18 protein-coding genes are annotated in these 20,745 nt (G+C 65.9%); 8 read left to right on the top strand and 10 right to left on the bottom strand.

Annotated elements, in window-relative coordinates:
- Positions 1–2: 2 nt before the first annotated feature.
- Positions 3–932 carry a DUF559 domain-containing protein gene (locus GGC64_RS32005; RefSeq protein ID WP_192726631.1) on the top strand — a complete coding sequence of 310 codons (930 nt, stop codon included), beginning with the start codon at positions 3–5 and terminating at the stop codon, positions 930–932.
- A gap of 52 nt (positions 933–984) precedes the next feature.
- On the opposite strand, the gene GGC64_RS32000 is transcribed toward GGC64_RS32005, so the two are convergent.
- Positions 985–1,545, bottom strand: a complete 561-nt coding sequence (locus GGC64_RS32000; protein WP_192726630.1) for an LppP/LprE family lipoprotein — start codon at positions 1,543–1,545, stop codon at positions 985–987.
- 87 nt (positions 1,546–1,632) lie between these two features.
- Between GGC64_RS32000 and GGC64_RS31995 the strand changes: the two genes are divergently transcribed.
- The 5 genes from GGC64_RS31995 to GGC64_RS31975 all read left to right on the top strand — a co-directional run bounded on the left by GGC64_RS31995 (position 1,633) and on the right by GGC64_RS31975 (position 8,794).
- The gene (locus GGC64_RS31995) at positions 1,633–3,321 is read left to right on the top strand and encodes a DEAD/DEAH box helicase (RefSeq protein WP_192726629.1); all 1,689 of its coding nucleotides are present in this window, start codon (positions 1,633–1,635) and stop codon (positions 3,319–3,321) included.
- Positions 3,318–4,469 carry an acyltransferase gene (locus GGC64_RS31990; protein WP_192726628.1) on the top strand — a complete coding sequence of 384 codons (1,152 nt, stop codon included), beginning with the start codon at positions 3,318–3,320 and terminating at the stop codon, positions 4,467–4,469. Before GGC64_RS31995 ends, GGC64_RS31990 begins: the two co-directional genes overlap by 4 nt.
- A gap of 228 nt (positions 4,470–4,697) precedes the next feature.
- Positions 4,698–5,519, top strand: coding sequence for a formate/nitrite transporter family protein (locus GGC64_RS31985; protein WP_192726627.1), 822 nt, complete (start codon positions 4,698–4,700; stop codon positions 5,517–5,519).
- Between the two features lie 109 nt (positions 5,520–5,628).
- Positions 5,629–6,342: a siderophore-interacting protein gene (locus tag GGC64_RS31980; RefSeq protein WP_192726626.1), complete on the top strand. Its 714-nt coding sequence runs from the start codon at positions 5,629–5,631 to the stop codon at positions 6,340–6,342.
- Between the two features lie 76 nt (positions 6,343–6,418).
- Positions 6,419–8,794 carry an arylsulfatase gene (locus GGC64_RS31975; RefSeq protein WP_192726625.1) on the top strand — a complete coding sequence of 792 codons (2,376 nt, stop codon included), beginning with the start codon at positions 6,419–6,421 and terminating at the stop codon, positions 8,792–8,794.
- A gap of 3 nt (positions 8,795–8,797) precedes the next feature.
- On the opposite strand, the gene GGC64_RS31970 is transcribed toward GGC64_RS31975, so the two are convergent.
- The 5 genes from GGC64_RS31970 to GGC64_RS31950 form a co-directional block, all read right to left on the bottom strand.
- A complete protein-coding gene (locus GGC64_RS31970) occupies positions 8,798–9,382 on the bottom strand; it encodes a TetR/AcrR family transcriptional regulator (protein ID WP_192726624.1) in 585 nt (194 codons plus the stop codon).
- Entirely contained in the window at positions 9,382–10,623 is a 1,242-nt protein-coding gene (locus GGC64_RS31965; RefSeq protein ID WP_192726623.1) for a cytochrome P450, read from the bottom strand. The genes GGC64_RS31970 and GGC64_RS31965 overlap by 1 nt, the downstream gene beginning before the upstream one ends.
- 45 nt (positions 10,624–10,668) lie before the next feature.
- Complete coding sequence (locus tag GGC64_RS31960) at positions 10,669–12,033, bottom strand: FAD-binding oxidoreductase (protein ID WP_192726622.1); 1,365 nt, start codon at positions 12,031–12,033, stop codon at positions 10,669–10,671.
- Between the two features lie 9 nt (positions 12,034–12,042).
- On the bottom strand, positions 12,043–14,625 hold the full coding sequence (locus GGC64_RS31955; RefSeq protein WP_192726996.1) for a LuxR C-terminal-related transcriptional regulator: 2,583 nt from the start codon (positions 14,623–14,625) through the stop codon (positions 12,043–12,045).
- 70 nt (positions 14,626–14,695) lie between these two features.
- Entirely contained in the window at positions 14,696–15,925 is a 1,230-nt protein-coding gene (locus GGC64_RS31950; protein ID WP_192726621.1) for an MFS transporter, read from the bottom strand.
- A 75-nt stretch (positions 15,926–16,000) separates the two neighbouring features.
- On the opposite strand from GGC64_RS31950, the gene GGC64_RS31945 reads away from it, so the two are divergent.
- On the top strand, positions 16,001–16,819 hold the full coding sequence (locus GGC64_RS31945; RefSeq protein WP_192726620.1) for a uracil-DNA glycosylase: 819 nt from the start codon (positions 16,001–16,003) through the stop codon (positions 16,817–16,819).
- Between the two features lie 7 nt (positions 16,820–16,826).
- The gene (locus GGC64_RS31940) at positions 16,827–17,876 is read left to right on the top strand and encodes an LLM class flavin-dependent oxidoreductase (RefSeq protein ID WP_192726619.1); all 1,050 of its coding nucleotides are present in this window, start codon (positions 16,827–16,829) and stop codon (positions 17,874–17,876) included.
- Here the strand turns inward: GGC64_RS31940 and GGC64_RS31935 are convergent.
- From GGC64_RS31935 to GGC64_RS31920, 4 genes are read right to left on the bottom strand one after another with little or no spacing between them, the layout of a single operon-like run.
- The gene (locus GGC64_RS31935) at positions 17,873–18,328 is read right to left on the bottom strand and encodes a nitroreductase family deazaflavin-dependent oxidoreductase (RefSeq protein ID WP_370582460.1); all 456 of its coding nucleotides are present in this window, start codon (positions 18,326–18,328) and stop codon (positions 17,873–17,875) included. The genes GGC64_RS31940 and GGC64_RS31935 overlap by 4 nt on opposite strands.
- Before the next feature lie 5 nt (positions 18,329–18,333).
- Positions 18,334–18,771, bottom strand: coding sequence for an HIT family protein (locus GGC64_RS31930; RefSeq protein ID WP_192726618.1), 438 nt, complete (start codon positions 18,769–18,771; stop codon positions 18,334–18,336).
- Between the two features lie 9 nt (positions 18,772–18,780).
- A complete protein-coding gene (locus tag GGC64_RS31925; protein WP_192726617.1) occupies positions 18,781–19,254 on the bottom strand; it encodes a glyoxalase/bleomycin resistance/extradiol dioxygenase family protein in 474 nt (157 codons plus the stop codon).
- A 47-nt stretch (positions 19,255–19,301) separates the two neighbouring features.
- Positions 19,302–20,666, bottom strand: a complete 1,365-nt coding sequence (locus GGC64_RS31920; RefSeq protein ID WP_225952752.1) for an MFS transporter — start codon at positions 20,664–20,666, stop codon at positions 19,302–19,304.
- Positions 20,667–20,745 lie beyond the last annotated feature (79 nt).

The following is a 20,745-nucleotide window of genomic DNA, read 5'->3' as shown; positions in this document are numbered from 1 at the left end:
GCATGAATGACGAAGTGATGCCGTTCGTCGGCACCGAAGCATTGGCGGCAGGCAGGGTGACCAGGCGAACGTTGGTGAGCCGCCACGACATGGTCTACCGCAACGTGTATTTGGTGAAGGCCGTGGAACTCACACCTGCCAGACGAGCGGTCGCTGCGTGGCTGTGGTCCGAGCGAAACGCCACGATTGCAGGAATGTCCGCCGCGGCACTGCACGGCTCGCAGTGGATAGCTTCGGACCTACCTGCCGAGTTGATCCGTCGTGACACCTGCGGCGTCGACGGCATCATCATTCACCGCAACCGCCTCCGCGATGACGAGACGTGCGTCGTACGCGGAATGCCCGTCACTACGCCGGCACGAACTGCATACGACCTCGGCCGGCGCGATCGACTCGAAACCGCGATCATCCGGATCGACGCACTGGCGAACGCGACTGGTCTGAAGCCCGAAGATGTTGCGCTTGTCGCCGAGAACCATCGCGGGGCCCGCGGCATGCTTCAACTGCGGCGTGCCTTGGATTTGATGGACGCCGGCGCAGAGTCACCGCAAGAGACCCGGACGCGCCTGCTGTTGATCGCCGCCGGGTTTCCGAATCCCCAAACGCAGATCGTCGTTCTCGACGAATTCGGCGAATTCGTTGGCCGCGTCGACATCGGATGGGAGCAGTTGAAGGTCGGCGTCGAGTATGACGGTGCTCAACACTGGGTTGACCCCGACCAGCATGCTCGCGATATCGACCGACTGGCCCGACTCGCCGCCCAGGGCTGGCTGATCATCCGGTTGAGCCGCGATCACTTGCGCTACCGGTCGCATGTTTTCCTGGCTCGCGTGCGTGACGCCGCCCGCGCGGCGGGTTGGCCCCGCTGGCAGGAAATCCGACTCGACGCGCGCATCTCTTGGCTCGATCCAGCGCGCCGAGTGTGGGCTTGATGCACGCATCACACACTAAAACCGTGCGGGTAACCCACGTTCGCGCCAGGGATCAGCCAGTGTTGCCGATCAACTCGACGCCGTTGCCGTTCCACCGGAACTTCACCACGCTGTCGAGCCCCTCGATGCCGCCGGAGTACTTCAGCGCGATCGTGTCGCCGGTGGTGGCCGAGTTCTCGATGGCGTTGAACCCGTAAGTGTCGGGAACGCCGGTCGGGATGAACTTGCCGAGGTGGAACAGCACAGCACGGGTGTTCGGGTGGTCTGCGTTGGTGTTGGCCTTGACAATCACCGCCGACAATTGCGCGCATTCGTTGTAGTTGCCTGCCAGCGGTTCGGGACTCCAGCCCTGGTTGCTGCGCGGGTCGCGGGGCAACTCCGAGACCGCCTTGGCGATCTCGGGCGCGGTGAGGTTGATCGCGCACGGATCAGCCGCCGCAGTCGCCGAAGGTGCGACGACGGGCGGCGGCGGGGGTAACGCCGGGGCAGGCGCAGCGGTCGCCGGTGTCGCCGTCGAGACCGTCGGCTCCGGCGTCTTGGACACCGTCGAGTCACCCGATCCGCAGCCGGCAACGGCGACCGTCACCGCCGCGACGAGGACGGCCCATTTCACAACAGGGCACCCTAACGCCAATGCGACCAACCGGCAGACAGGCGCGCGGCGGGGAATCGGGCTCCCAACCACTAGACTTCCTGCGAGATGACGTCCTCTGAACCGGATCCGACCAGCGCTGATCTGACATTCGCCGACCTGCAGATTCACCCCTCGGTGCTGCAGGCCATCAGCGACGTCGGATACGAGTCGCCGTCGGCCATCCAAGCCGCGACCATTCCCGCGATGATGGCGGGCTCCGACGTCGTCGGCCTGGCCCAGACCGGCACCGGCAAGACCGCCGCGTTCGCCATCCCGATCCTGTCGAAGATCGACCCGACGAGTAAGACCACCCAGGCGCTTGTCCTCGCCCCGACCCGTGAGCTTGCGCTGCAGGTGGCCGAGGCGTTCAGCCGGTACGGCGCGCACCTTCATGTCAACGTTCTGCCGGTGTACGGCGGCTCCTCCTACGGCCCGCAACTGGCCGGCCTCAAGCGAGGCGCCCAGGTGGTCGTCGGCACGCCGGGGCGGGTGATCGACCATCTGGAAAAGGGCACCCTCGACGTCAGCCACCTCGACTACATGGTGCTCGACGAGGCCGACGAGATGCTCCAGATGGGGTTCGCCGAAGACGTCGAGCGCATTCTGGCGGACACCCCGGAGTACAAGCAGGTCGCGCTGTTCTCGGCGACGATGCCGCCCGCGATCCGCAAGATCACCAATAAATACCTGCACGATCCGGTCGAGGTGACGGTCAAGTCGAAAACGCAGACCGCCGAGAACATTTCGCAGCGCTACATCCAGGTGGCAGGCCCGCGCAAGATGGATGCGCTGACGCGACTGCTCGAGGTCGAGCCCTTCGAGGCGATGATCGTTTTCGTCCGCACCAAGCAGGCCACCGAGGAGGTCGCCGAAAAGCTTCGGGCCCGCGGGTTCTCCGCGGCCGCGATCAACGGCGACATCCCGCAGGCGGTCCGCGAGCGAACGATCAACTCGCTGAAGAACGGCTCGATCGACATCCTGATCGCCACCGACGTCGCGGCCCGTGGCCTTGACGTCGAACGCATCTCGCATGTGCTGAACTACGACATCCCCCACGATCCCGAGTCCTATGTGCACCGGATCGGACGCACCGGTCGGGCCGGGCGGTCGGGCACCGCCCTGTTGTTCGTCACGCCGCGCGAACGTCACCTGCTCAACTCGATCGAGCGGGTCACCAGGCAGAAGCTGGTCGAATCCCAGTTGCCCTCGGTCGACGACGTCAACGCTCAGCGGGTGGAGAAGTTCCGCGATTCGATCACCAAGGCGCTCAGCGCACCGGGAATAGACCTGTTCCGCAAGCTGATCGAGGGCTACGAGCGCGACAACGACGTGCCGATGGCCGACATCGCCGCCGCGCTGGCGTTGCAGAGCCGCGACGGCGAAGAGTTCCTGATGACCGAACCGCCGCCGGAGAAACGGCGCGAACGGCCCGAGCGACCGCGCGATGACGGCCCGCGCAAGCCGCGCGAGCGGCGCAGCGACCTTGCCACCTACCGCATCTCGGTTGGCAAGCGGCACAAGGTGATGCCGGGCGCGATCGTCGGCGCGATCGCCAACGAGGGCGGGTTGCACCGCAGCGACTTCGGTCATATCACGATCCGGCCAGACCATTCGCTGGTCGAATTGCCCGCGAAGTTGTCCAAGGAGACGCTGAAAGCCCTTGAAAAAACCCGCATTCAGGGCAACCTGATCAATCTCCAGCCGGATCGCGCACCGAAGCGGCCACCAGGTAAGTCGAAGCGGAAGCACGAATGACATCGCCGAAAGGCGTGAAAGACCCAGTCGCGCAAGGCGGCCTGGAATCGGTAAGCAAGGCCGAGCGCGTCGCGTCGCTGACAGGCATCCGCGCAATCGCGGCGCTGCTGGTGATGGGCACGCATGCGGCATACACCACCGGGAAGTACACGCACGGCTACATCGGGCTGGTGTATTCGCGGATGGAGATCGGCGTACCGATCTTCTTTGTGCTGTCGGGGTTTTTGTTGTTCGCGCCGTGGGTCAAGGCCGTCGCCACCGATGGTGTGTCTCCTTCGGTGCGCCGCTATGCGTGGCATCGGGTGCGTCGCATCATGCCGGCATACGTCGTCACGGTGCTGGTGGCCTTCGCGATCTACCACTGGCGCACCGCGGGCCCGAACCCCGGCCACAACATGATCGGGTTGTTGCGCAACTTGACGCTGACTCAGATCTACACCGACAACTATCTGTATTCGTATCTGCACCAAGGACTTACGCAGATGTGGAGCCTGGCGGTCGAGGTCGCGTTCTATGTGGTGCTGCCACTGTTGGCGTACCTGTTGTTGGTGGTGCTGTGCCGGCGTCGTTGGCGGCCGCTGCTGTTGCTCACCGGTCTCGCGGGGCTTGCGTTGATCACACCTGCGTGGCTGATCCTGGTGCACACCACTGACTTTCTGCCCGACGGTGCGCGGCTGTGGTTGCCGACGTATCTCGTGTGGTTCATCGGCGGCATGATGCTGGCGGTGCTGCAGCCGATGGGGGTGCGCGCGTATGCGTTTGCGTGCGTGCCGCTGGCGGTGGTGTGTTACCTCATCGCCTCGACGCCGATTGCGGGCGAACCCACCACGTCACCGCATGAGCTGCGTGAGGCCCTGATCAAGGCGGGGTTCTACGCGGTGATCGCCACGCTGGCTGTCGCTCCGCTGGCGCTGCACGACCGCGGCCTGTACGCGAAGTTCCTCGCCACTCGCCCGATGGTCTTTCTCGGCGAGATTTCCTACGAGATCTTCCTGATCCATCTGGTGACCATGGAATTGGTGATGGTGGAGATCCTGCGCTGGCACATCTACACCGGCAACGTCGCAATCCTGTTCCTGACGACGTTCGTGGTGACGGTGCCGGTGGCGTGGCTGCTGCACAGGTTCACGCGCGTACGCGCCGACTAGCGCGGCGTAAGCGCCTATCGGCCGCCCGAGGGTTTGAAGCCGACGCCATCGGGCATCCCGGGATCCAACCAACAGAACACGGATCGCCGGTTTGGTGACCCACGAAAAAGGACACATGGCCACTCCGGGATCGCAGGGCACACCCTCCACCACGCCAGCAGCACGCCGCGTCGTCACGCAGCGCGCCCACTGTGGCAAACGCGACTCCGAACGCGATCGCCGCATTCGATGAGCAACACCGACCAACGCCACCTCGGAGGATCCGACAGCCCGATCGAGGACGAACTCGAACACGCCTTCACCAGGATGGTCGACGAGGGCACGCAACGGCTGCACCGTAGCTGGCGCGAAGTTCTGGTCACCGGATTCTTCGGTGGCACGGAGGTTGCGATGGGCGTACTCGCATACCTTTCCGTGCTGGCAGCCACGGACAACACATTGCTTGCGGGGCTGGCGTTTTCGATCGGCTTCCTCGCCCTGCTGTTGGGCCGCAGCGAGTTGTTCACCGAGGGCTTCCTGGTCCCTGTGACCACGGTGGCCGCCAAAAGGGCCAGCTTCGCCCAACTGCTCAAGCTGTGGGGCGGCACGCTGGCTGCCAACCTCGCGGGCGGCTGGCTGATCATGTGGCTGATCATCACCGCGTTCCCGAAACTGCACGACCAGACGGTCGAGTCGGCGACCCACTACGCCACCGCACCGATGTCCGCAGAGACGTTGGCGCTAGCCGTGCTCGGAGGCATGGCGATCACACTGATGACGCGCATGCAGCACGGCACCGATTCGGTAGTTGGCAAAATTGCGGCGGCCGTCGCCGGCGCGTTCCTGCTCGCCGGACTGCAGATGTTTCACTCGATTCTGGACTCGTTGTTGATCTTCGGAGCGATGTTCACCGGCCACGCACCGTTCGGCTATCTCGACTGGCTCACGTGGTTCGGTTACACGGTGGTCGGCAACATGGTCGGGGGGCTTGGCTTGGTAACACTGTTGCGCCTGCTCCGAAGCAAAGACCGACTGGAGGAAGAGCGAGACGACGCGGAGTCAGCGGAATGACTTGCGGCCCAAGCTTTCACTGACCTACTGCAACGGCTATACACGGACAGCCGCCCACTCGCGCGAGTTAGGGTAACCTTTCCTAATAAATCGCTAGGAAGGGCTACTCATGTCGGACACGCCGTCGCGTGGATTTCAGGGCGCGGTGCTGAAGCTGCTGCGTGCCGGTGATTACCGGCTGACCGTGACGGGCCGTCGCGAGATCACACCGCATTACCTGCGCCTGAGCTTCGACGCCGGCGGCTTGCTGACCGACCGGCCGCTGCATCCGACGATGTGGATCCGGATGTGGTTCACCGACGGTGACAAGCAGCATCAGCGCGGCTACACGCTGGTCGACCCGGATCCGGCGACCGACACCGTCGACATCGAGTTCGCGCTGCACGATGGGGTCGCCTCGCGGTGGGCTCGAAACGCGCAACCCGGCGACACCATCGAGGTGACGGTGCTCGGCAGCAACTTCACGCTGCCCGAGCCCGCGCCCAAGGGCTACGTCATCGTCGGCGACACCGCCTCGCTGCCCGCCATCAACTCGTTGCTGACCGCGATCGGCAACGCCCCGGCGAAGGTGTTTCTCGAAGCAGGCCACGACGATGACAAGCAACTGCCGGTGGCGCGCAGCACGGACGTGGTGTGGGTTGACCGCAAGAACGGCGGTGAAGCGCTCACGCAGGCAGTCAGCTCATCGGCGTTCGACGCGGCCGACCACTTCGGCTGGGTCGCATGCGATAACCGAACCACCCGCGCGGTCGCCAAGGTCTTCCGCGAGGACTACAACATCCCTCGGAAATCCATCAAGGCACAAGCATATTGGGTCGCATGACGCATCGATCACTTGGCGAGCGGCTAGTCTGACCCTCTCGGACCCAAGCAGCGTGGTTCGAGCGGAGAGGACATCCATGCCCAACTCGTCAGCGGACACCGTCCGGCGTGACATCCTTCCCATCCCCGACATCGCGCACGTCGGACTCACCACGTACGACGCCAAGGACCCGGACACCAGCTATCCGCCTATCAAGGATGTGCGGCCGCCGAAGACGGCCCCGAACGTGCTCGTCGTCCTCATCGACGATGTGGGCTTCGGCGCGAGCAGCGCCTTCGGCGGTCCGTGTGAGACGCCGAATTTCGAACGGCTCGCCTCCGGCGGCTTGAAGTACACCCGGTTGCACACCACCGCGCTGTGCTCGCCGACGCGGCAGGCCCTGCTGACCGGCCGCAACCACCATTCGGTCGGCATGGGCAACATCACCGAGACCGCGACTGCGGCACCGGGATACACCTCGGTGCTGCCGAACACCAAGGCGCCATTGGCGTTGACGCTCAAGCTCAACGGCTATTCGACCGCTCAATTCGGCAAGTGCCACGAGGTACCTGTCTGGCAGACCAGCCCGGCGGGGCCGTTCACGGCATGGCCTACTGGCGGAGGCGGATTCGAGTACTTCTACGGCTTCATCGGCGGTGAGAACAACCAGTGGGACCCCGCCCTCTACGAGGGGACCACGCCCATCGAGCCCCCGAAGACGCCTGCCGAGGGCTATCACCTCACCGAGGACCTGGCGGACAAGGCGATCAGCTGGGTGCGCCAGCAGAAGGCGCTGCTGCCCGACAAACCGTTCTTCATGTACTTCGCACCGGGTGCCACCCACGCGCCGCACCATGTGCCGAAGGAGTGGATCGACAAGTACAAGGGAAAGTTCGCCCACGGCTGGGACCGGCAGCGCGAGATCACCTTCGAACGGCAGAAGGAGCTGGGCGTCATCGGCCCCGACGCGGTACTGACGCCGCGCCACGCGGAGATCCCGGCGTGGGACGAAATGGATCCTGCGCTCAAGCCCGCGCTGGAGCGCCAAATGGAGGTGTACGCCGCATTTTTGGAGCACACTGACTATCACGTCGGCCGGTTGCTCGACGCGCTCGAACCGGTAATGGACGACACGCTGGTCTACGTGATCATCGGCGACAACGGTGCTTCCGCAGAAGGCACGCTGCAGGGTGCGTTCAACGAGATGGCCAACTTCAACGGGATGGCCGACCTCGAGACGCCCGAGTTCCTGGCCTCCAAGCTCGACGAGTTCGGCAGTGAGACGTCCTACGGCCACTACGCGGTGGGTTGGGCGTGGGCGATGGACACGCCCTATCAGTGGACCAAGCAGGTGGCGTCGCACTGGGGCGGCACCCGCAACGGCACAATCGTGCACTGGCCCAAGGGAATCGACGACAAGGGCGGCATACGCAACCAGTTCACCCACGTCATCGACCTGGCGCCCACTGTGTTGGAGGCAGCCGGAATACCGGAGCCGACCATCGTCAACGGCGTCATGCAGAGCCCTTACGAGGGCACCAGCCTGCTGTACAGCTTCAACGACGCCGACGCCCCTGAGCGACACGAGACCCAGTACTTCGAGATGTTCTGCAACCGGGGCATCTACCACAAGGGCTGGAGCGCGGTGACCAAGCACCGCACACCATGGGAGATGGGTGGGGCGGCCATGCCCGCCTTCGACGACGACGTCTGGGAACTCTACGACGGCAACACCGACTGGACGCAGTCCAAGGATCTTTCCAGGGAGAATCCCGACAAACTGCATGAGCTGCAACGGCTTTGGCTGATCGAAGCGGTCAAGTACAACGTGTTACCGCTCGATGACCGACAGATCGAACGCATCAACCCGACGTCGGCAGGCAGGCCGACACTGATCAAGGGCAATTCCCAGCTTCTCTTCGCCGGCATGGGCCGCTTGTCGGAGAACAGCGTTGTCGACATCAAGAACAAGTCCTTCGCGGTCACCTCCGAAGTGGAGGTTCCGCCAGAGGGCGTACAGGGCGTGATCATCGCCCAAGGTGGCCGATTCGGCGGGTGGAGCCTCTACGCCAAAGACGGTCGGGCCAAGTTCCACTACAACGTGTTGGGCATCAAGTCATTCGATATCGAAGCCGCAGAGCCCGTTCCGACCGGAACGACCCAAGTGCGCATGGAGTTCGCCTACGACGGCGGAGGCATGGGCAAGGGCGGTGACGTCACCCTGTACTACGACGGCAAGGAAGTAGGCAAGGGTCGCGTCGATCAAACCCAGGGCTTCATCTTCTCCGCCGACGAAACCACCGACGTCGGCAACGAGACCGGCACCACCGTCAGTCCGGACTACACCGCCCACAACAGCAGATTCACCGGCAAGATCGGATGGGTGCGAATCGATCTCGGCGATGACGCCAAGGCCGCCGAGCACTACATCGAGCCGGACGAGCGCTTCCGCATCGCGATGGCGCGGCAGTAAACGTCAGCCCGTCCGCTCGGGTTGGTTCGGCACCACCATCGGCACGACGAACTCCTCGAGCATCGCGCGCTCGTCGGCCTCGTCGTGTCCGGGAAACAGGAACAGCGACGTCATCACCCGCACCAACCAGCGGGCCCGGTGCGCCACCACTTCGGGGTCGTCGGGTGCCAGCGAGATCACGAAGGCCTCCGTCAACGCCCTGATCACCTCGGACTGCTCGGCCATCTCCGCGCCGATCGGCCGTTGAGTGGTGGCGAACCACGATGCGAGCGCTGGGCTTTCGCGGACGTTGCGCATCGAGGCCATCATGCCCTCGATCAACCGCTCCCGCGGGTCCGCCAACGAGTTGATCTGTTCGGTCATCTCGCGATACAGCCGGTAGGCCTCGCGGTGTACATAGGCGGTGTAGAGCGCTTCACGGTTTTCGAAGTACCGGTACAGGGTGGCGCGCGAGCATCCTGCGGCCGAAGCGATTTCGTGCATGCCGACGGTCGCGGCTTCTTGTTGTGCGAACAGCTCGCCCGCAGCGTCGAGGATTCGGTCGGCGGCCACCTCGGTGCGCTGCGCCGCGAGCCAGTCACCGGCCATCAGGAGCTCACCCGGAACGGCACCGACAGCGGGCGACGCACGTAACTGCCGCCGGCCCAGACGATTCCGGACTCGTCGACCTCGAAATCGGGGCAGCGCGCCAACAGCTCCGTCAGCGCGACTCGCGACTGCATGCGGGCCGCCGCGGCGCCGAGACAGAAGTGCGCGCCGTGGCTGAACGTCATGATGTTGCGCGGTCGCCGCCGCACGTCGAGTTCGGCTGCGTCGTCGCCGAATTCACGCTCGTCGCGGTTGGCCGACCCGTAGAGCAGCAGCACCTTGCGGTCGGCGGGGATCGTGGTGTCGCCGACAGTGACGTCGCGGGTGGTGGTGCGGGCCAGACCTTGAACCGGCGACGTCAGCCGCAGAAACTCGTCAATGGCGTCGGGGATCAGCTCCGGCTCAGCCACCAGCAGCTGCCGCTGGTCGGGTCGTTGGTGAAGCAATTGCACTGTGCCGCCGAGCATTCCGGTCGTGGTGTCGTTTCCGCCGGTGACCATCGTGAACGTGAACGCCAGGATCGACAGCACACCCGCGATGTCGCCGTCGGCGCCGATACCGGCGGCCACCAGATGCGACACGGTGTCGTCCTCGGGCTCAACGCGGCGTCGCTCGATCAACGAGGTGAAGTAGCCCATCATCTCGCCGAGCGCGTCGCCGAGCCCGCCCAGCGCTCCGGCGACACCACCGGAGGTGGTGTTGGCGGCGACGATCGCCTCGGTCCAACCGTCGAACTGGTTGCGATCCTCCTCAGGAACCCCGAGATAGTGCGCGACCACCATCGAGGGCAGCGGCTTGAACAACTCGGCGACGATGTCGCCGCCGCCGTTGGCGCGCAGCCGTTCGATGCGTTCGACGACGAATTCACGAACCTTCGGTTCGACGGCCTCGACCTGCCGCGGGGTGAAACCGCGGGCCACCAGCTTGCGGAACTCGGTGTGGACCGGTGGGTCCTGCATCACGAACGGCGGATTGTCCTGCAGGCCGATCAGTTCGAGTTCGCCGTAATTGATCGTCAGGCCCTGCGCCGACGAGAAGGTCTCGTTGTCGCGTGCCGCCTCCCAAACGTCGGCATGCCGCGACAGCACCCAGTAATCGTGGTCGGGCTGGTCAGGGGGCACCACGTGGTGGACAGGGTCGTGATCGCGCAGGGCCTGATACATCGGCCACGGGTTGGGCCAGGTATCGGCGTCAGCGAGCTGAAACCGGACGGGCGAGCCGTGAGACAGAGTGGCTGTCATGTCTCATTGGTACGACACGCACCCAGATCGTGTCAATAGCCGCGGTCAGATTGCCGCGCCAGGGTTGAGGATGCCGTCGGGATCGAGCGCCCGCTTGATCCGCTGGTTGAGCTCCATCGCCTCCGGCCCGAGCTGGCCCGCCAGCCATGGCCGTTTCAGCCGACCGACGCCGTGTTCGCCGGTTATCGTCCCGCCCAGCCCGACCGCGAGATCCATGATCTCGCCGAACGCTTTCTGGGCCCGTTCGGCCATCGCCGCATCGGCGGGGTCGTAGACGATCAGCGGATGGGTGTTGCCGTCGCCGGCATGCGCGATCACCGAGATCATCAAGTCGTGGTTCGCGGCGATCTTGGCCACGCCGCCGACCAGGTCGGCCAGTGCGGGCAGCGGGACGCCGACGTCCTCGAGCAGCAGCGAGCCCTTGGCCTCGACCGCGGGGATCGCGAAGCGGCGGGCGGCGACGAACGCCTCGCCCTCTTCCGGGTCGGACGTCGAAAACACTTCCTTCGCACCATGTTCGGTGAACACCGTCGCCATGAACTCGGCGTCCTCGACGCCAGACGGCCCGCGGTCGTCGGTGGCCGCCACCATCATCGCCGCCGCAGACCGGTCCAACCCCATGCGCAGTTTGTCCTCGACCGCGTTGATCGCCGCGGCATCCATGAACTCCAGCATCGAGGGCCGGATCTTGCCGGTGATCGACACGACAGCACCGGCCGCCGCTTCCACCGAGTCGAACGTCGCTACGACAGTGGAAGCCACGTGCTGCGGCGGCAGCAGCCGCAGTGTCACCTCGGTGATGATCCCAAGCGTGCCCTCGCTGCCGACGAACAGCTTGGTCAGCGACAGCCCCGCGACATCCTTCAGCCGTGGGCCGCCGAGGCGCACCGCGGTCCCGTCGGCCAGCACGACCTGAAGACCCAGCACGTAGTCGGTGGTGACTCCGTATTTCACGCAGCACAGCCCGCCCGCGTTGGTCGCGATGTTGCCGCCGATACTGCAGATCTCGAACGACGACGGATCCGGCGGATACCACAGCCCGTAGGAGGCGACCGTCTTCTTCACCTCGGCGTTCAACAGCCCGGGCTGTGCGACGGCCGTGCGCGTCACGGGATCGACGGTGATGTCGCGCATCTTCTCGGTGCTCAGCACGATGCCGCCGGTCAGCGCCGTGGCGCCGCCGGAAAGCCCGGTGCCCATGCCACGGGGAACGACGGCGATCCGGTGCCGTGACGCCCAGCGCATCACGGTCTGGACTTCTTCGGTTCGTCGCGGCCGCACCACGGCAAGGGCCGTGCCTGCACTCGGGTCAAGGGCACGGTCCTGGCGGTAGGACGCCAGGATGTCGGGGTCGGTGACGACGACACCGTCGGGCAGTTCGGCGATCAGACTCGCCAGTGCCTCACTCATAAGTCGATGCTACGAGCCGCTTGGGCCTTCCCAGTCGGGGAACACCATTCTGATGAGCTCTTCCCGGGTCGCCGCCCCCGTCTTGGTCATCGCCCGGTAGACGTGGCCTTCCACGGTGCGTGCCGAAACACAGAGCCGCTCGGCAACCTCGCGCGTCGAATAGCCGTATCGGAGCAGACTGACGATCTCGCGCTCACGCCCGGTGAGCGGCAACGGTTCGCTGACCTCGCGCAGCGTCGGTGTGCTGACGCCGCATCGCTTCGCCAGCGACTCTGCCCGCGACGAACACCGCAGTGCCGACCCCCTGAGATCGCCCTCGCGGAACGCCAGACATGCGTGGGCGGCCGCGTCGACGGCAGCGACGAGATCGCCCATGTTCTCGAATTCCTTTGACAACGCCTCCAATTCGGTGCCATCGACGGGGCAGAGCGCGGCCGCGAAGCGGGCCACCAGCGGCGCTCGCGGCCCCTCCACGATCGAGGCGAGCTCGTTCAGTCGCGACACGGCGGAGTGATCCCCGAACTGCGCGGCGGTCTGCAGACACAGCAACTCGGCGGCGAACTGTTCCTTGGCCGCGGCGGTTTCGGCAGCCGACAACATCGTGGCGATCGCTTCGGTGACCGCACCTTGCCCGGCCGCCAGCCATCCGCGGGCCAGGCTGCGCTCGTAGTCCAGGCCGCGGAATGGGCGACGCGTCTTCTCGAGGGACGCCAGCACCGCGGCGGCCTCATCTGTCGAACCCCGCATCGCAAGCGCGATCGCATAAGGGATGTGATAGCGGTAGCCCCAGCCCATTTCGTTACCCGATGCGGACAACGCAGGCGCCGCGGTGCCCAACAATGCGCATGCCTCCTCGAGCCTGCCCGCAAAAAGCGCGGCCCGACCCGCGATCGCCGTGCCGACCAGCTGCATCGCCCCTGGCATCTCGGCGCCCTGCTCGCGCACACGCTGCGCCTCTGCGAGGCCGTCATCGATTTCGCCCGCCAACAGCAAGGCGCTGACATGCGCGTCGGCGATGTTGAAGCGCATCTGCGGCGAGTCGAAGAAGCGGGACGCGATGGCGTATCCGGTGTTCGCCGCGGCTACTGCCTCGCCCGTCCGTCCGGCGTCTGCGAGTATCACCGCGAGCGCCCATGCCGTCTCGGTCCCCGCGACGGCCGGCAGCTCTTCCAGCACAAGGCTTTTCGCGGTCTTCAACGCTTCCTGCGGCTGATCCAGCGCAAACCAGTACACAGTGAGGAAGGCGTCGATCCACATCCGAGGTGAAGTGCCTTGTGCCGCTTCGTCGATGATGTCTTTAGCGCGTTCGGCATCGCCCGAAGCCCACAGCATGTTGAGCGCGCGCATGTAGGCGAGCCGGCCGCGGTCGTCGTCGTTCAGCTCCAAGCCGGCGAGTTCGGCCAGCACGGCTTCAGCCTCCTCGCCGGCGGGGAACCATGACAACGCATGTGCGCGAAGGAAATACGCGCGCGGTGAGCCGCCAGCGCGGATCGCTGCCTTGGCGAGTCGATCGGCTAGCCGGAGATCGCCTGCCCATACCGCGCCACCTGCCGCCTTGAGCAACAGATCGGCGTCGGGCGGCAGGTCGGAGTCGAGGATCAGCGAGGCCCGGCGCACCACGGTGCCCATCTCGTCGCTGCCAGGCGACGATGCGAGTTCGGCCGCGACCTGTCCGCGAAGTCGTCGCAGCCTGGTTTCCGGGGATCGAGATCGGCGCACCTCGCCGTAGAGCGGATGCGCCAGTCTGACTTCGAGTTCGCTGTCGAGCTCGTCGACGGTGATCAGCTCGCGAACCTGGGCTTCTTCGATGGCGTCAGGATCGGCGATCCGTCGCAGCGTCTTCATCTCGAGCGGCTCTCCGACCGCCAGCGCGTCGATCACCTCGCCGACCGGTTGCGACAGGCCGCTGAACCGGGATTCGATCAGTTCGATCAATCCCCGCGGCATGGTCGGTTCACCGATCCACTGCCAAAAGCCGTTCTGCTGCTGGATTCGGCCGTCTGCGATTTCCTGCTCGACGATGTTGCGCAGATACAACGCGTTCCCGCGCGTGAGCTTCCACAGCCGCTTGGCCGCGTCGGGATCCACCGGCCCGTCCAACGCCGCCGTCAACAGCGCGCCGACGTCGTCGGCAGAAAGTGGTTGCAGGTCCAGCCGGTCGAACTGGCCGCCGCGCCATATCTCGTATATCTCGGTCGGGACGCGTTCGCCTTCGCGCACCGTGAGCACGACCTTGGCGGCCTCGCGCTGCACGATCTGATGCACCACGAATGTCGACAGTTCGTCGAGCAGATGCACGTCATCGACGCCGAGCACAACCGTGGTACCGGGCGGCGCTGCCGTCACCGAGTCGATCACGCCGCGCACGAGCTGCAGGCGATCGCTGCTCGCCGACCCCGTCCACGGTGCGAACGCGCCGAGCGGAAGCTTGCGCGCCGACATCGTGCCGACCGCCCACCGCGCTTCGAAGCCCTGTTTGGCGACCGACGCCAGGGCTTCGCGCACGATCCGGCTCTTTCCGACGCCCGCCGGCCCGCTGACCAGGATTCCGGCCAGGCCTGGCTCGGTAATCGCGGCGACGATCGTTTGCATCTCTTCTGAGCGACCGATCAAGGGCCACGTCACACGCACAGAAAGTAGCCTAAAACGCCGAAACGGCTCGTCAGGGCAAACCCGCCCGATCCAACTCGCGCAACGCGGGCAAAAAGACCGCAACCAGGCCCAGCACCAGCATCGGCAGCGACAGCGCAAGGAACGTCGCATGCAGTCCGGCGGCGTCGGCGAGCGGTCCGGCCACGACCAGGCCCAGTGGTCCCGCGGCGTACGCCAACGACCCCATGACGCCGACGACACGGCCGCGCAGATGTTGGGGCGCGCGCGTCTGCATCACGTAGTTGTAGATCGGAGCGATCGGCCCGTAGACCAACCCCACGACCGCGCACAGCACCAGAATCAGCGGAAGCGGCGGCAGGAACGCGATGATCGTCATCGCCACGCCCAGGGTCAGCACCGCGGTCAGCATCACGGTCCGCTTCCGCGAATACTTCGACAGCACCGCATATCCGAGCGCGCCGATCAGGCCGCCAACACTCAACGCCATCAGCACCCACCCCAGTTGGGCCGGTTCGTTGCGGTCGGTGAAGTACTTCGGAAAGAGCACCGACTCCATCGGCATATACAGACCGGTGGCCGTCAGGTCGATGATCGCCAGCGTGCGCAGTACCTTGTTGTGCCACACGAACTTCAGGCCCTCGACGATGCCGGCCCAGACGCCTTGGGGCAGCGCAGCGCGGTCGGGTACGCCCGCGCCCTCCAACCGCAGCACCGAAATCGCGACGATCGAGAACCCGAATGCCGCTGCGGTCACCCACATGGTGTTGACGCCGCCCAGCGTCGCGATCAGCAGGCCGCCGATGCCAGGCCCGACGATGTAGGCCAGGTTGAAAATCGCCTCGTACACGCTGTTGGCGCGGTCGAGCGTCCAACCGGCGCGCGTGGCCGCCTCCGGCAGCATGGTCTCGCGGGCGGTCATTCCTGCCGGGTCGAAGAACGCGCCGAGCGCGGCCAGCCCTGCCAGCACCGCGACGTTGATGGCCTGCACCCCGAACATGAGCGCCAGCACAGGGACCGCGGCCACCGAGAGCGCCGACAACGCGTCGGAGATCATCGACACCCGCCTGCGGCCGAGATAGTCGACTGCGGCACCCGCGATCAGGGTAGCGGCAAGCAGCGGCAACGTGCCCGCCATCGCGACGATCGAGGCGTACAACGCAGAGCCGTTGCGCTGCAACACAAGCCAAGGAAAGGCGACGAGTGAGATGCCGTTGCCGGCGCCGGCCATCAGCGCGGCGGACAGAATCAGGAGTAGCGGACCGCGCTTGCCGTTCGTCATGGGGTATCGCGGCCGAATGTAACAGCGGCCAAGCCCGCTCGGCACGCGATTTTGCATGCCGTGCACAGTGGAGGGGTGAAGTTGAACCATCCGCGAACCGGCGAGATGTTCGATTCGCCCGTGCCTCCCGGCACCGGCTGGCCGGGCGATCCGGCCACGTCGCGCACTGCGGTGGCGCAGACGCCCGCGCAGGTTGAGGCCATGGCCTCGGCGGTCAAGACCCTTGAAGAACTGGACGCGGAGGTGTCGGTGTGCCGCGCCTGCCCTCGGCTGGTCGAATGGCGCGAAGAAGTTGCCATCGTGAAGCGAAAGTCGTTCGCAGGCGAGCCGTACTGGGGTCGGCCGATTCCCGGCTGGGGGTCGACAACGCCGCGGATCGTCATCGTCGGCCTGGCACCGGCGGCGCACGGCGGCAACCGCACCGGCCGGGTGTTCACCGGTGACCGCTCCGGCGACTTTCTGTTCGCCGCGCTGCACCGCGCCGGTCTTGCCAATCAAGCCGAGTGTGTCGACGCGGCAGATGGCTTGGCGCTCAACGACACTCGGGTCGCCGCGGCTGTGCGCTGCGCTCCGCCGGGCAACGCGCCGACACCGGCAGAGCGCGCGACGTGTGCACCGTGGCTGGACGCCGAGTGGCGACTGATCAGTTCCCACGTTCGGGTGATCATTGCGCTCGGGGGGTTCGCGTGGCGGGCGGCGCTGCAGATGGTCGGGGGCGTCCCGTCGCCCGCGCCGAAGTTCGGGCACGGCGCGACGGCCACCCTGGGCGCTGTGACGCTAATCGGCTGCTATCACCCCAGCCAGCAGAACACGTTCACCGGCAAGCTGACCCCGCAGATGCTCGACGACGTGTTTCGGCAGGCCCGGGAACGCGCAGGCGCAAAGGGGCGTTGACGTAGCCATGCGACTTTCCGTTCTCGACCTGGTGCCGGTGCGCACCGACCAGACGACGTCTGATGCGCTGGCGGCGACGACGCACCTCGCGCAGACGGCCGATCGGCTCGGCTACACCCGCTACTGGCTGGCCGAACACCACAACATGCCCGCCGTGGCGGCCACCAGTCCGCCGGTGCTGATCGCGCATCTGGCCGCGCAGACGTCGCAGCTGCGGCTGGGTTCTGGCGGCGTGATGTTGCCCAATCATGCGCCGCTGGCCGTCGCCGAGCAGTTCGCGCTGCTGGAGGCCGCGCACCCCGGCCGCATCGATCTCGGCATCGGCCGCGCACCGGGCTCCGACCCGGTGACCTCGATGGCGTTGCGTGGCGCCGCAGGCCGCGACGACCGCGACATCGAGGCGTTCCCGGAGTACCTCGACGACGTGGTCGCGCTGATGAGCGCCCGCGGCGTGCGGGTGCCGCTGCCGCGGGATCTGATGCGGGAGAACTACGTCCTCAAGGCGACGCCGTCGGCGGTGACGGAGCCGAAACTGTGGCTGCTGGGCTCGTCGATGTACTCGGCCCACTTGGCCGCGGCCAAGGGCTTGCCGTATGTGTTCGCGCATCACTTCTCGGGCCAGGGCACAGCCGAGGCGCTCGAGGTGTACCGCTCCGAATTCCGGCCGAGCGACCTGGCGGCCGAGCCGGTGACGTTCTTGACAGTCAACGCGGTCGTTGCCGAAACCCGGGACGAGGCAATGGCTTTGCTGTTGCCGAACCTACAGATGATGGGACGGCTGCGGACGGGCCAGCCGCTTGCCGCGCTCGATCTTGTCGAGGACGCCGAACAGCAGGAGATGACCCCGCAGGCGCAACGCGTCATCGAGGGAGCGCTGCGGCGTGCGGTCGTCGGCTCACCAACCGAGGCGGCCGATCAAGTGCGCGCGCTGGCCGAGGAGTTCGGCGTCGACGAGGTGATGGTCAACCCGGTCGCTTCCGCGCGCCGCGGCACAGACCCCGCAACCGCACCCGCCCGGGACACCACGCTGGAACTGCTCGCCAAGGAACTGTTTTAGCCGCTGGCGCGGAGGACCACCACCGGAATCGGTCGCGACGTCCGTTTCTGGTAGTTCGCGTACCGGTTGGCGTTGTTCTTGTTGACGATCTCCCATAGTCGCGCGTAGTCGGCGTCGTCGGGCAGCACTGGCCGGGCTACCACGCCGAATCTCTTTGGCCCGACGTTGATCTCGACGTTCGGATTGGCCTTGAGGTTGTGATACCAGCCTGGCGCCTTGGGATCACCGCCCTTGGACGCGACGATCAGGTAGGAGTCTCCGTCTTTGGCGTAGGTGAGTGAATTCGTCCGTTGGATTCCGGTCTTCGCACCGACGGTGTGCAGCAGCAGGTTGGGCGGCGTGCCGGGCAGGATGCGGTGCCCGATCCGGCCGTTGGTGCCCTTGTAGATCTTGTCGTGCAGCATCAGCAACGGAAGGCCGATGTATTTCTCCCAGGCAGGCATTCCACTCATGAGGGTCAGTCTTGCGCAGCCGAGTCCAGTTCCGCCAGGGCCTCGCGCAGCAACCGGCCGGACTCCTCGCGGTCGGGGTCTTTGCGCAGCAGCATGCCCTTGGCGAACGACAGCTTGTCACCGCTCTGCCGCGGCAGCACGTGCAGATGGATGTGGAAAACCGACTGGAAGGCGGCCTTGCCGTCGTTGATGACGACGTTGTTGCCGTCGGCATGCAGCCCCGACCGACGGGCCGCCCTGGCAATGCGCTGGCCGATGCGCACCATGTCGGCGACCGTCTCCGAAGGCGTATCCGTCAGGTCGACCGTGTGGCGCTTGGGGATGACCAGGGTGTGGCCGCGGGTGAACGGCCGGATGTCGAGAATGGCCAGGTAGTCGTCGTCCTCGTAGATCCGGATGGCCGGGGCCTCGCCGGCGACGACGGCGCAGAAAACACAGGACATTCCGCCACGTTAGCTACCCATGTTCTCCTTGGCCCAGTCGGCCATCCGGCGGTCGCGTTCTTCAGGTGAGACATCCTCGACGCGAGTCATCACGGTCCAGCGCTGGCCGAACGGGTCGAGGATCGAGGCGAAGCGGTCGCCGGTGACGAAGGTCTGGGCGGGTTCGCGGATGGTGGCGCCGGCCTCCTCGGCCTTGGCCACGACCGCGTCGACGTCCTCGCAGTAGAACCCCACGGAATGGGTGGCCGGGGCTTTCGGGTCGGGCGCGGCGATCTGATACGCCTCGGCGGGGTCGCCCAGTTGCAGGCGGCCGTTGCCGAAGTCCAGTTCGGCGTGCGCAACCGTCCCGCCGGGACCGTCCATTCGGTCGACGAGCTTGGCGCCGAACACCGAAACGTAGAAGTCGATCGCGGCGGCGGCGCCGTCGATGCACAGGAACGGGGTCAGGCTGGTGTAGCCCTCCGGAATTGGTTTCACGCTCATGCGAACCACTGTGGCCCGTCGCGGAAAGGGCGTATTGGAGAAACGCGTCAGCCGGGCACTACGGGTCCGGGCTTCGGTTTGAGGATCAGGCTGAAAACCAGGGCGACGATCCCGATGACGACGCAGGCCCACAGCGCTGTCTGAAAGCTCGCGACAGTGCCCGTGCCGACAACCGGTCCGGCCCAAGCGAATCCGGCCGCACCGCCGATCCCGAAAGCCACGCCGTTGATGCCGGGTAGCGCGCCTGGCTCGTCGTCGGCAGCCTGCACGACGCCCAGCGTGCTCACGGCCGTCAACAGCACACCCGTGCATGTGAATCCGAACACCACCATCAGGGCGACGATCATGGAGAGGCTCTCGACGAAGAGCGCGAGAAGCGCGGTGACCACGATGGAGGAGGCGACGCCGGCACGCAGCACCGTGACGAAGCCGATCCGCACTGCGAGCCTGCCTGCCAAAGGGGCGCTGATCAATTGGACGATTGCGGCGGGCGTCAGAAGCAGCATTGCGGTCATGGTGCCGTCGAGGGCGAAGCCGGAGTCGGCGTCCTCACCGATCGACGGGACGATGAACGTGAGGACGGTCATGAACGACGCGATGCACAGGATGGTCGCGACGATCAGCGGCCACGCCTGACGTGAACGCAGATGCTCGACGGCCACCAACGGATGTGCCAGCCTGCTGTCCACGACGATGAGCGCAAACAGGGCCACGGCTCCAATGCCGATCCAGCCGAGTGCGACGGGGGAGCCCCAGCCCTCGCGGGCGCCATAGCCGAGGAACAGGTTGGCTCCAATAGCGGTCAGCGACAACAGAACCGCACCCAGCCAGTCCATCCGATCGGCGCTCGAACGGGACGGATGATCGACGGGGACGGTCTTCCACGCGAACGCGAGAGCGGCGAGACCGACGATCAGACTCAGTCCGAAAATGGACCGGTATCCCAGCCGGTCGACCATGACGCCGCCGAGTAGCGAGTCGAACCCGGCGACGCCACCGTTGATCGCGGTGACAAGTCCGCAGCAGGTGCCGAACGCGGGACCGCTGAGGTGCTGGCGCATGATCAGGAACGCGATGCCGAAGGTAATTACGCTGCCGCCCTGCAGGATTCGGCCGACAACCATGAATACGAGCGTCGTGCTCACGAGGCAGAGCACGGTGCCGATGCACATGACGACCATCACGCCGAGCAGAACGCGTTTGCGTCCGACGTAATCGCTCCACCGGATGAGCACGACGCTGGAAACCGCGCCCGCCAGCGAGAAGTACGTCGACATCGTCGCGAACGCGCCCCGGCCGAACTGCTCGTTGATGGTGTGGATCGCGGGGATCAGCATCGTCGTGTTGAGTTGGAACGCGACCACGGAGACAATCAGCGCCGACACCATCAGGACGGTCTGGTTCCTGGACATGGCATGGTCCACGATGCGCCCCCCGCCGTCACGCTGTCGGCATCGTATGTCGTCCGCCCGGATGGTTAGGCTGATCCGC

The sequence above is a fragment of the Mycobacterium sp. OAS707 genome, from assembly GCF_014873705.1.
GTDB lineage: Bacteria > Actinomycetota > Actinomycetes > Mycobacteriales > Mycobacteriaceae > Mycobacterium.
This window is presented reverse-complemented; position numbering and strand designations above follow the sequence as displayed.

Coding starts and splice junctions, on each gene's coding strand:
- GGC64_RS31970 (WP_192726624.1), bottom strand. CDS start 9,382: ATGGCCGGTGACTGGCTCGCGGCGCAGCGCACCGAGGTGGCCGCCGAC.
- GGC64_RS31985 (WP_192726627.1), top strand. CDS start 4,698: ATGAGCAACACCGACCAACGCCACCTCGGAGGATCCGACAGCCCGATC.
- GGC64_RS32005 (WP_192726631.1), top strand. CDS start 3: ATGAATGACGAAGTGATGCCGTTCGTCGGCACCGAAGCATTGGCGGCA.
- GGC64_RS31995 (WP_192726629.1), top strand. CDS start 1,633: ATGACGTCCTCTGAACCGGATCCGACCAGCGCTGATCTGACATTCGCC.
- GGC64_RS31930 (WP_192726618.1), bottom strand. CDS start 18,771: ATGTCCTGTGTTTTCTGCGCCGTCGTCGCCGGCGAGGCCCCGGCCATC.
- GGC64_RS31925 (WP_192726617.1), bottom strand. CDS start 19,254: ATGAGCGTGAAACCAATTCCGGAGGGCTACACCAGCCTGACCCCGTTC.
- GGC64_RS31975 (WP_192726625.1), top strand. CDS start 6,419: ATGCCCAACTCGTCAGCGGACACCGTCCGGCGTGACATCCTTCCCATC.
- GGC64_RS31965 (WP_192726623.1), bottom strand. CDS start 10,623: ATGACAGCCACTCTGTCTCACGGCTCGCCCGTCCGGTTTCAGCTCGCT.
- GGC64_RS31935 (WP_370582460.1), bottom strand. CDS start 18,328: ATGAGTGGAATGCCTGCCTGGGAGAAATACATCGGCCTTCCGTTGCTG.
- GGC64_RS31960 (WP_192726622.1), bottom strand. CDS start 12,033: ATGAGTGAGGCACTGGCGAGTCTGATCGCCGAACTGCCCGACGGTGTC.
- GGC64_RS31955 (WP_192726996.1), bottom strand. CDS start 14,625: ATGCAAACGATCGTCGCCGCGATTACCGAGCCAGGCCTGGCCGGAATC.
- GGC64_RS31980 (WP_192726626.1), top strand. CDS start 5,629: ATGTCGGACACGCCGTCGCGTGGATTTCAGGGCGCGGTGCTGAAGCTG.
- GGC64_RS31990 (WP_192726628.1), top strand. CDS start 3,318: ATGACATCGCCGAAAGGCGTGAAAGACCCAGTCGCGCAAGGCGGCCTG.
- GGC64_RS31950 (WP_192726621.1), bottom strand. CDS start 15,925: ATGACGAACGGCAAGCGCGGTCCGCTACTCCTGATTCTGTCCGCCGCG.
- GGC64_RS31920 (WP_225952752.1), bottom strand. CDS start 20,666: ATGTCCAGGAACCAGACCGTCCTGATGGTGTCGGCGCTGATTGTCTCC.
- GGC64_RS31940 (WP_192726619.1), top strand. CDS start 16,827: ATGCGACTTTCCGTTCTCGACCTGGTGCCGGTGCGCACCGACCAGACG.